Below are 9,849 nucleotides of genomic sequence, written 5' to 3' on the forward strand. Positions count from 1 at the left end.
TCCAGTCAGTGCTTGTCCTGACTGGAGTTGTTTTAAGGCTGTTTCAAAATCAAATGTAGTTGCCATAATGCATCATTCCTGTTTTTAACAGTTTAAGGAAATGACACAGTTTTTTGAACACTACCAAATGACACAGTTTTTTGAACACTACCCAAAATTGCATATGTTGAGCGATTTAATCGTACAGTACGTTATGAGTGTCTAAATCAATATTTATTTCGAGATCTGAGCGAGGTGCAGGACTATACAACTGACTGGCAGTACTTTTATAATCATGAACGACCTCATATGTCAGTAAATGGTTGTCCACCTATTTTTAAACAATAACAAGGCTTTAGATTTTCTACCCATTAATTCAATTAAAAATGGGGGTATTACCGAGCTTTTCATAGATCACTTTGTGGCTACAAAACGTTGAATCATTTTTTGTTTGTAGCTACAGACCTCATCGCTTTTCTAAGCATGGCTACAAAACAACATTACTGAGTGCTGAAAGAAACTTTAGCAAATTAATTTTTTTTGGAATCGTAAATGTGCAATTCAAGAGAAAAATTGAAAAATCTCAATTTTTCTCTTGCAGGTTAAACTCAACTATAATTAACTTTTTATTATTCAAAAATACAAATGTTGGTTTGCAAAATATAATATTCTTTTTAGTTTAATTTCATTCTAATTTTTTCCATCATATCCTGCATTTTATTTGCACTTTCCAACATCCTCTGCTCTTCATTCTTTTGTTCAAACATATTTTTTTTCAATTCGTTACGATTATTTAATGCGTCTTTAATTCGTGAAATAGAAACAGCTGTATCCGTATAACCTTGTTCAATCCAATCGTTAATGCTATGTGCATTAAATGCCAACAAGTCTCGAATACCCTCTCTTTCAACTAATTTTCTAGGACGTAATTCTATTACTGTAGTTTCATTAAAAACCGTCCTATTCCAAAAAGAACCATCCGATAAGTGACTTACAAGTACCAAATTACATCCAGCATTAATTAATGGTGTAATAGGCGTATTGCCTTGAGCCGTTTTCCATCCTCCCTGCCCACCATCAGTATACGTTTCCCCTCCTATTTTTTGACTCTCATACAACATTGGTAAAGCAGCAGATGCCATTAAAGCATTTTTCCATTCCCACTCTGGTAACTGTTGCACGCACAAGAAATCAGACGGTGCTGTATCCTTCAAAGAAAGCATAGCAGCTAGACACCCCATTAAATCAGACATACCGCCTTTACTTTTATAAACTGATACATATAGCTGTTTGCCTTGCTGTAAACATTGCCAATTTACATATTTATCAATTAAAGCTGTCAGCGGAGAATTATCTAAGAAACTTGGATCTTGCTTAAAAAAATCAGGACCAATTCCATAATGAGCAAGTAACTTTTGCACAACCATCAAAGGTACTGCATTCAATCGCAATCCAAAACTTGCTAAAAGTATTAAATAATATGGTATTGGGATATTTTTCACTTGGAACTTAATTGGTGATTGCTGAATTAATAACTGCCAAATTTCATTTAAGCGTTCATATCCTTCTTGCATTGAAGAACTTGTTGCCAATAAAGCACCATTAAGTGCTCCTATACTTGCACCAGAAACAATATCAACTTCTATCTCATGTTCAGCTAAAGCTTTAACAACTCCCACATGATATGCACCTTTTGCACCGCCACCTGAAAGTACGAGCCCTGTTTTCAATATTTTTGTCATTTTCTTATTCCGAACATTTCCTTTAGCGCATATTGAGATAATTTTTCAGCAGTTAAAATACGTGGTACATAGATAGATAATTGCTCTGGTTGTTGGGAAGCATAATAGCTAATCGGCATTTGGTGATCTTTAGTCCAATCCCCCATAAACGCATAACTTTCTTGAGTTGATACGCTTAATGATGTTGTTCTTTTAGCCCATAGTGACGGATGTAAATACTCATTGCTTTCTATCTGCATATCATTTTGCAAGCATTTTATTGCTTCAAAATAAATAGTTTGTCTAATATCTTCTACAGCTTTTATAGCTTTAGGGTGGCTATGATAGTTTCTATAGTACTCACCAAAATCTCCCCAATATAAGCGTTCTAATACAGTATATAATCTCTGTAATGGGGATAATATTTTAAAATGATTTGCTTGCCATTGATTAAATAATAAATTGATTTGTCTATGAGCCTTAGATTCCGCTTCAACTAGAGATAAACGTTGATCAAGATCGAATATATGATGATTAACTTTTTCATTTAATTGCTCTAATAAGCCCTGTGTGTGCAAACTAAATTTTGCCACATCAGTCACTGAATCTTGCACTTCCGTCATTTTCTGATTGAGTATTTTAAGTGCTGAAAATCCTAAACTTAACTCACTTGTTAAGGTATTGAGCCATTCAAAAGCTCCTTCTAGGCCTTGTACTAAATTTTCATTGACTTGATTTTGCCGTATTGCAGATGCTCCAGTGAATGAATCGACTAAACGAGACATCTTATTCAACCTAGTAGACTGCACTCTAATATGATCTTGTGATACATGTATGCTATTTGCAATTTCAATAACAAATTTGTCTGCGATACATGGCATTATTTCTGATAATTCAGATTGCATTTTTATTTCCTTAGAATGAATAAGACATAACGCCTTATTCATTCTTCCTATATTAAGCTGCTGACTTGATTTCTTTATTCAATGCAGACTTCAAAACCGTAATTCTCTGATTAAAATTTAAATTTTCTTCAAGCATAGATTGTATAATTTCTAGCAGCAATTGATCATTTTGATGAGAATTTTCTTTATCATTTAAACTATTCTCAATGTCTTTTTTAAGACCTGAAATTTTACGTTTAAATTCAATAAAAAATTGCTCAGTAGTTTGCATTAGAGGCAACTCAATATTTTTTTGAATAGATTGATTTAAAAGCTTTTGACTATCTTCTAAGTCTTTTCTCACCTGTGCTTTAATTTTATTCATATCTACTTTATATTCTTGCACTTTAACCGTATATTCTTCTCGCCCCCAATCACTGTTTAACCAATTTTTAAATTTCCCCCATTTACTATCTACAACTCTTGTTCTTTTTTCCTCATACTGCTCTTCCAATAAAGCATCTTGCATTAATCGAGCACTTGTAAGTTTTAAATCCAAATTCTTACGGCTTGGCAACTTAATTTGAATATCATCAAAGCCACTTTGACTTAATGTTTTGTTAATTTGCAACATATTTTTTTGTGCATTTTGAAGAATATTGTTTTTAAATTCATCTTCAAAAACAACTAATAGCTTATCGAGCTCCTGTTCAATATTCTGGTTAGTCAGGTTATGTGACGTCTGTAATACATTTTGAATACTTTCTAAAAACTCTAACGCCCCCTCCTTATCATCTCCAAAATTGATCTTAGGATTTTTCGGATCATATTGCAGATCTGAATATGTCTTACGTACTACACCAAACAATTTGGATAATCTTGATAGACTTGCACTAGATGAAACTAAAGTATTTTTTTCTTGTGCTTTCTTTGATTTCTCATTAGCAGAAAACAGTTTTTGCTCTAGTTCTTGCTCAACCTGCTTAAATTGTTCTTTAATGATATTTAGAATTTTTTGTGAAAAGTTTTTTTGATGTTGACGAATTGAACTTTCTGCTACGACTTCTGTTTTGTCAATATTTTTGATATTTTCCGTTAAATCAGAAATCAATGCTTTCAATTCTGCTGCAGACTTTTGCATGGACTGCTCTTTTACCCCCAAAACAGTATGAATTTTATCAGAGCATTCCTCCAACTTATCAACTGCAGCATCTAAAGCTAATATTGCAGCATTGTCATATGAACTTGCAATGATATCTTTTAATGGCTGACTTAACTTAGAATCTGCCCACAAGTCATCAATACTGTCTGCTATACGCTCTGGCGTTCTTGATGATTCTCGGCGTAAACCTGCTTCTTGATAGAAATCATCGACCCAAGCTGTTTCATCGGTTATTTCAGGCAATAAGCCGTCCTGATCTCTTTCGTGTCGTGCACGATTTGCAAGATAACCCCATTTTGCCGCGATTGGATAAACCCGATCTTCTTTAATCAAACCTTCTGTTAAACCATCAACAAAGGTTTTAACCTCATCTGCTTGCATGCCATTTCGGTCGCAATTATCAAACTTGTTGACCAAAGCATAAATCCTATCTTTAACAGTTCCTGCAATACTCTGTAAATCTTCACGAACTTGAGCATCAGCCTCAGATTTGAGTTGCGTATAATCCATCACAGCAAGGACAGCAGAGGCTCTTTTTAATTGCTCTTGTAACATCGGGCGTAAGTGTGCCTGACCTGCTTCATTGGGTCCTGGTGTATCTAGAAGAATTAGCTTTCCTTCTGTATCTCCTGCACCTTGAAGATGAGAAAACTCAATCTCAATTACTGGTAACTGATCAATATTTTGATATTCATCAAATGGGAATGTTAAATCAAATTTAGGTGCAATGCGGACAAGATCATTCAAACAAACCAAGAAAGAGAAAATTTCTTTCTCACCCAAAGCCTCTGTTTGTATTTTCAAACCTTGTTGAATCTTTTCAACGGTCACATATAAGTCTTTATCTGACCTTAAATCCTCAAGAATAGGAGCATTCTTTTTATTCGAAATCGCTTTTTTTAGTTCACCAATTAATTTATTAAGTGGCAATCCTGCTTTCTCAGAGAATAATAATCGTGGGATTTTTTGGGTTGGCGTATGACGAATCAATGTCGGAATTGCAGTCATTGGGGCATTACGATTGGGTAATATCTCAGAACCTACAATTGCATTGATCGTTGTGGACTTTCCTGCTTTCATAGTACCAACAACCGCCAATACCATTTCTAAGTTTGAAAGTTTAACTCCTTCACCACGTAGGACAGAAATTTCTGTTTGAACAGAATCCTGGTCTAGAGTCGCTTGATCATATTGACTGGTCTTTTTACCATCAGACTCTGATAAAAGTTGCTGATCTAGCATTTTATTCAAAAATGCTTGTTCAACTTGTAATAATGCCTGAGCTTCATCTCTTAACGTTTGTATATCTAAAGACATTTCATTTATCCTATTGACTTTAATACCATAAATTTATAAATATCTAAATTCTGAGCTTATTCAGAACTATATAATCTCACTTGCTGTTTTAATTTTTTAAAAGATTCCTGCCAATAAGAGAAGTCTTCAATCAGTTGGGATTCAATATTGATAGAAAGTATATTTTTAGAATTATGCTCATATATCCATTTTAAATTTAGATGTATATCTTGTAGCTCAGCTATCATTTTTTGCCTAACGCCATCATAGGAATGCGTATCATTAGTTAATATAGTTTTGATTTTTCTTAAAATTTTATCAGAATCACTTTTATATATGTCTAAGCTCCTTTTATCTATATAAATATCTAATGGATACTGTTCTTCATACAAAACTATTGAATCTAATGTAGAAAAAATTTGACCATGTATTTTTCTAATTTCACTAATGAGTCTCTTAATTTTATCTTTCTTACTTTTTTTCTCTTCACCATATAGCCACGATATTGTTCTAGAACAATTCATTTCTTTATCAATTTCTTTAGTTAAGCGATCTAAAGAATTAAATACTATCTGTAGGTCAGCATTTACTGAGAGTTTTGAAATAAGCTCTAGAAATTCAAAAATAGGTTTTAATTCATTATTATTTGGGTTTAGCTTATCAACTACAGCATCTAAAGCTAGAATTGCAGCATTGTCATATGAACTTGCAATGATATCTTTTAATGGCTGACTTAACTTAGAATCTGCCCACAAGTCATCAATACTGTCTGCTATACGCTCTGGCGTTCTTGATGATTCTCGGCGTAAACCTGCTTCTTGATAGAAATCATCGACCCAAGCTGTTTCATCGGTTATTTCAGGCAATAAGCCGTCCTGATCTCTTTCGTGTCGTGCACGATTTGCAAGATAACCCCATTTTGCCGCGATTGGATAAACCCGATCTTCTTTAATCAAACCTTCTGTTAAACCATCAACAAAGGTTTTAACCTCATCTGCTTGCATGCCATTTCGGTCGCAATTATCAAACTTGTTGACCAAAGCATAAATCCTATCTTTAACAGTTCCTGCAATACTCTGTAAATCTTCACGAACTTGAGCATCAGCCTCAGATTTGAGTTGCGTATAATCCATCACAGCAAGGACAGCAGAGGCTCTTTTTAATTGCTCTTGTAACATCGGGCGTAAGTGTGCCTGACCTGCTTCATTGGGTCCTGGTGTATCTAGAAGAATTAGCTTTCCTTCTGTATCTCCTGCACCTTGAAGATGAGAAAACTCAATCTCAATTACTGGTAACTGATCAATATTTTGATATTCATCAAATGGGAATGTTAAATCAAATTTAGGTGCAATGCGGACAAGATCATTCAAACAAACCAAGAAAGAGAAAATTTCTTTCTCACCCAAAGCCTCTGTTTGTATTTTCAAACCTTGTTGAATCTTTTCAACGGTCACATATAAGTCTTTATCTGACCTTAAATCCTCAAGAATAGGAGCATTCTTTTTATTCGAAATCGCTTTTTTTAGTTCACCAATTAATTTATTAAGTGGCAATCCTGCTTTCTCAGAGAATAATAATCGTGGGATTTTTTGGGTTGGCGTATGACGAATCAATGTCGGAATTGCAGTCATTGGGGCATTACGATTGGGTAATATCTCAGAACCTACAATTGCATTGATCGTTGTGGACTTGCCTGCCTTCATGGTACCGATAACTGCCAATACCACTTCCGATTTATCTATTTTAAAATATTCATTTTTAAACTCAAAAATTTTATTTTTCAAATTTACATTATGAAAATCCCCGTGAATCAAGTACTCATTATCATCAATTTTTTGTAAAATTTTTATTAATAGTAATAATAAAATTTTTGCCTCTAAATTTAGATTTTCAACAATCAAATAATTCAACTTAACACCCTAAAATTTATTGGTTTTTTACTTAATTCACGAAGATGAAATTGTACATTTATTCCCTTGAAAATCAATAAATTCTTATAGCTCCAGACTAAAGTTCGTAAGCGTCCGCTGAACACACCTTCTGAATTCATCCTATAAGCCTTAATTTAGTTCCCACCTAAAAACAAGTGGGGACTTAATCCATGAACATGGATATATATTCAGCAACACCTCCTATTGCTAAAAAACGCAGAACATACAGCAAAGAATTCAAACTCAGTATTGTCAATGCCTGCAAAAATCCTAATACCTCGATCGCTTCGGTCGCACTGCAACATAGTATTAATGCCAACCTTGTCAGTCGTTGGATCAGGATCTTCAGCCATCATGATGGTGCCGTGCAAGATCCTACTCATGTGAATCCAGCATTTATTGCTTTGCCTTACACTGCTGCAATCAGCCAACCTATTGATGAGAGGATCACGTTGTGTATCACCGTGCCTCATACGAATAATGATATTCAGCTAAAATGGCAGACATCAGAAATACCTGCCTTGGCAGAATTACTCAAGGTACTTGCCACATGATCCGCATTGATGAAATCTGGCTCTCCACCCAACCTCTGGATATGCGAGCAGGGATGGATACGGTCATGGCGCAGATTATGAAAGCCTTTGGCTCAATCAAACCGCATTGCGCCTACCTGTTCTGTAATAAACGTGGTCATCGTATGAAAGTGCTGGTACATGATGGACTGGGCATCTGGCTGTGTGCCAGGCGGCTGGAACAGGGAAAATTCCACTGGGCTAAAGTTCACCAGGGTGAAAATGTAGCTCTCAGCCCAGAACAGTTACAGGCACTGATCCAAGGTTTGCCCTGGCAGAGAATTGGATTGCAGCAGGTGGTGACGATGCTCTAAACCAAGCTCGACCATTCTGCCATCCTCCAAACGTTCTATTTCATTCTCTTCATGACCTCAGGCATACTGCGGTCATGAATACGCTGCCTGACTTAAGCCAACTGACCCATGAACAACTGCTGGAATTTACCCGGCAGTTGGCGATGCAGCATCAGTCTCTGGCACAATCAAATCAAGAATTAGAAAAATCAAACCAACAATTGGATGCCAAAGTTCAACATCTTTCTATTCTCAATCAAAAATACGAGCATGAACTGGCGCTGTTTAAACAGCATAAATTCGGCAGTAAAAACGAACATCTCACCGCAAAACAAATCCATCTGTGGGATGAGGCGGTCGAAGAAGATATTGCCGCGGTTGATCTAGAACTGGAGCGGCTAAATGCAGATAAAACCCATGCAGCGACACACAAAGCAACAGTCAACAAACCTAAACGTCGACCACTGCCAGATCATCTACACACCATCCGTATTGAGCATGAACCTGCATCAACCCAATGTGCTTGTGGCTGCCAACTCCGTCGTATCGGCGAAGATGTCAGTGAAAAACTGCATTTCAGACCGGCACAGTTCTATAAGGAACAGCATGTGCGTGGTAAATGGGTCTGTGATCAGTGTGACACTCTGACTCAGCAAGCGATGCCCGCCTATGTGATTGATAAAGGCATTGCTTCACCTGAATTGCTCAGCCATGTGCTGGTATCGAAGTATGCCGATCATTTGCCGCTGTACCGTCAACGTCTGATCTATCAGCGGGCGGGAATCGAACTTTCTAGATCAACTTTATCTGACTGGATAGGTCGCTGCGGTGTAGAACTGGAACCTCTGGCCAATGCCTTAAAAGAGGTGGTGCTGCAACAGCGGGTGCTGCATGCAGATGAAACACCGGTCACCATCATGCGGATGGGTGAGAATAATAAAAAACCGAAGAAAGGTTATGTCTGGGCCTATGCCACCACACAGTACAATCCAGTTCAGGCGGTGATCTATGACTTTCAGGATAGTCGTTCAGGCCAGCATGCTGCAGAGTTCTTGAAAGGCTGGCAGGGTTATCTAGTCTGTGATGATTACAGTGGTTATAAAGCACGCTTTAAATCAGGCCAGGTCATAGAGGTGGGCTGCATGGCCCATGCACGTCGTAAATTCCATGAACTGCATGTAACTGGGAAAAGTCAGGTCGCTGAACAGGCATTAGTGCTGATTCAGAAACTGTATGCGATAGAAGCAGAGCTCAGGAAAAAGACCGATGGTACAGCGGAAGACCGCCGCGAATACCGACAACAGCATAGTCAACCAGTGATGCAACAACTATATGAATGGCTCAACCAACATCATCTGACAGTGCCATCGAGTTCTCCCACCGCCAAGGCCATCAATTACACTCTGAAGCGTTGGCCAGCTTTAAGCCGCTATTTGGATGATGGCAATCTACCGATTTGCAATAATTGGGTAGAGAATCAAATGCGACCTTGGGCGTTGGGACGTAAGAACTGGCTGTTTGCTGGCTCGCTGCGCAGCGGCCAAAGAGCTGCCAATATCATGACTTTAATCCAGTCAGCAAAGCTGAATGGGCTGGATCCGTATGCCTATTTAAGTGATGTGCTGAAAAGGTTGCCGACACATAAAGTGACTCAGATTGAAGAATTGCTACCACACCGCTGGAAACCTGAACCGAATTAAAAAATAGGCATGGGGTTCAGCGGACGCTTACTAAAGTTCTAACATAATTTATATTTAAAAATCCGAAGTGACTTAATCTTTTAAATCTCAATTCGATAAGTAATGTTTGGGGTTCAGGGGGTCGCCCCTGACAAGCCCTGTTGCGTACCAAAAATCAATCCGTAGGATTGATTTTTGTAGCTACAGAGGGCGTTCAAAATTCTGTGTCAGTAAATTTGACTAGATTTTAATTATATCATCTAATCGACCTTCAAAGTAAATGGATAATTGAGTAATCGTTTGTCCCCATTCCTGAATAGGCATTGTCCATT

At 37.1% G+C, this 9,849-nt stretch carries 7 protein-coding genes and 1 pseudogene; 4 read left to right on the top strand and 4 right to left on the bottom strand.

Annotated features, from left to right (window positions below; translation table 11 throughout):
* Nucleotides 1-159: 159 nt before the first annotated feature.
* Nucleotides 160-327, top strand: a pseudogene (locus FTU66_RS13050) (transposase); the annotation flags it as partial.
* Between the two features lie 326 nt (nucleotides 328-653).
* Here FTU66_RS13050 and FTU66_RS13055 read toward each other — a convergent pair.
* From FTU66_RS13055 to FTU66_RS13070, 4 genes are read right to left on the bottom strand one after another with little or no spacing between them, the layout of a single operon-like run.
* Nucleotides 654-1,721, bottom strand: a complete 1,068-nt coding sequence (locus FTU66_RS13055) for a patatin-like phospholipase family protein (RefSeq protein ID WP_180112930.1) — start codon at nucleotides 1,719-1,721, stop codon at nucleotides 654-656.
* Nucleotides 1,718-2,605, bottom strand: coding sequence for a diguanylate cyclase regulator RdcB family protein (locus FTU66_RS13060; RefSeq protein ID WP_180112931.1), 888 nt, complete (start codon nucleotides 2,603-2,605; stop codon nucleotides 1,718-1,720). The genes FTU66_RS13055 and FTU66_RS13060 overlap by 4 nt, the downstream gene beginning before the upstream one ends.
* Nucleotides 2,606-2,657: 52 nt before the next feature.
* On the bottom strand, nucleotides 2,658-5,063 hold the full coding sequence (locus FTU66_RS13065; RefSeq protein ID WP_180112932.1) for a dynamin family protein: 2,406 nt from the start codon (nucleotides 5,061-5,063) through the stop codon (nucleotides 2,658-2,660).
* A 56-nt stretch (nucleotides 5,064-5,119) separates the two neighbouring features.
* Nucleotides 5,120-6,952, bottom strand: a complete 1,833-nt coding sequence (locus FTU66_RS13070; RefSeq protein WP_180112933.1) for a dynamin family protein — start codon at nucleotides 6,950-6,952, stop codon at nucleotides 5,120-5,122.
* A gap of 191 nt (nucleotides 6,953-7,143) precedes the next feature.
* Here FTU66_RS13070 and FTU66_RS13075 point away from each other — a divergent pair, with 191 nt between their 5' ends.
* The 3 genes from FTU66_RS13075 to FTU66_RS13085 all read left to right on the top strand — a co-directional run bounded on the left by FTU66_RS13075 (nucleotide 7,144) and on the right by FTU66_RS13085 (nucleotide 9,538).
* Nucleotides 7,144-7,527 carry a transposase gene (locus FTU66_RS13075; protein WP_180112934.1) on the top strand — a complete coding sequence of 128 codons (384 nt, stop codon included), beginning with the start codon at nucleotides 7,144-7,146 and terminating at the stop codon, nucleotides 7,525-7,527.
* Complete coding sequence (gene tnpB / locus FTU66_RS13080; RefSeq protein WP_180112935.1) at nucleotides 7,524-7,859, top strand: IS66 family insertion sequence element accessory protein TnpB; 336 nt, start codon at nucleotides 7,524-7,526, stop codon at nucleotides 7,857-7,859. The genes FTU66_RS13075 and tnpB overlap by 4 nt, the downstream gene beginning before the upstream one ends.
* Before the next feature lie 74 nt (nucleotides 7,860-7,933).
* Nucleotides 7,934-9,538: an IS66 family transposase gene (locus FTU66_RS13085; RefSeq protein ID WP_180112936.1), complete on the top strand. Its 1,605-nt coding sequence runs from the start codon at nucleotides 7,934-7,936 to the stop codon at nucleotides 9,536-9,538.
* The last annotated feature ends 311 nt before the right edge of the window (nucleotides 9,539-9,849 follow it).

Source organism: Acinetobacter sp. YH12131, from assembly GCF_013418635.1.
GTDB lineage: Bacteria > Pseudomonadota > Gammaproteobacteria > Pseudomonadales > Moraxellaceae > Acinetobacter > Acinetobacter towneri.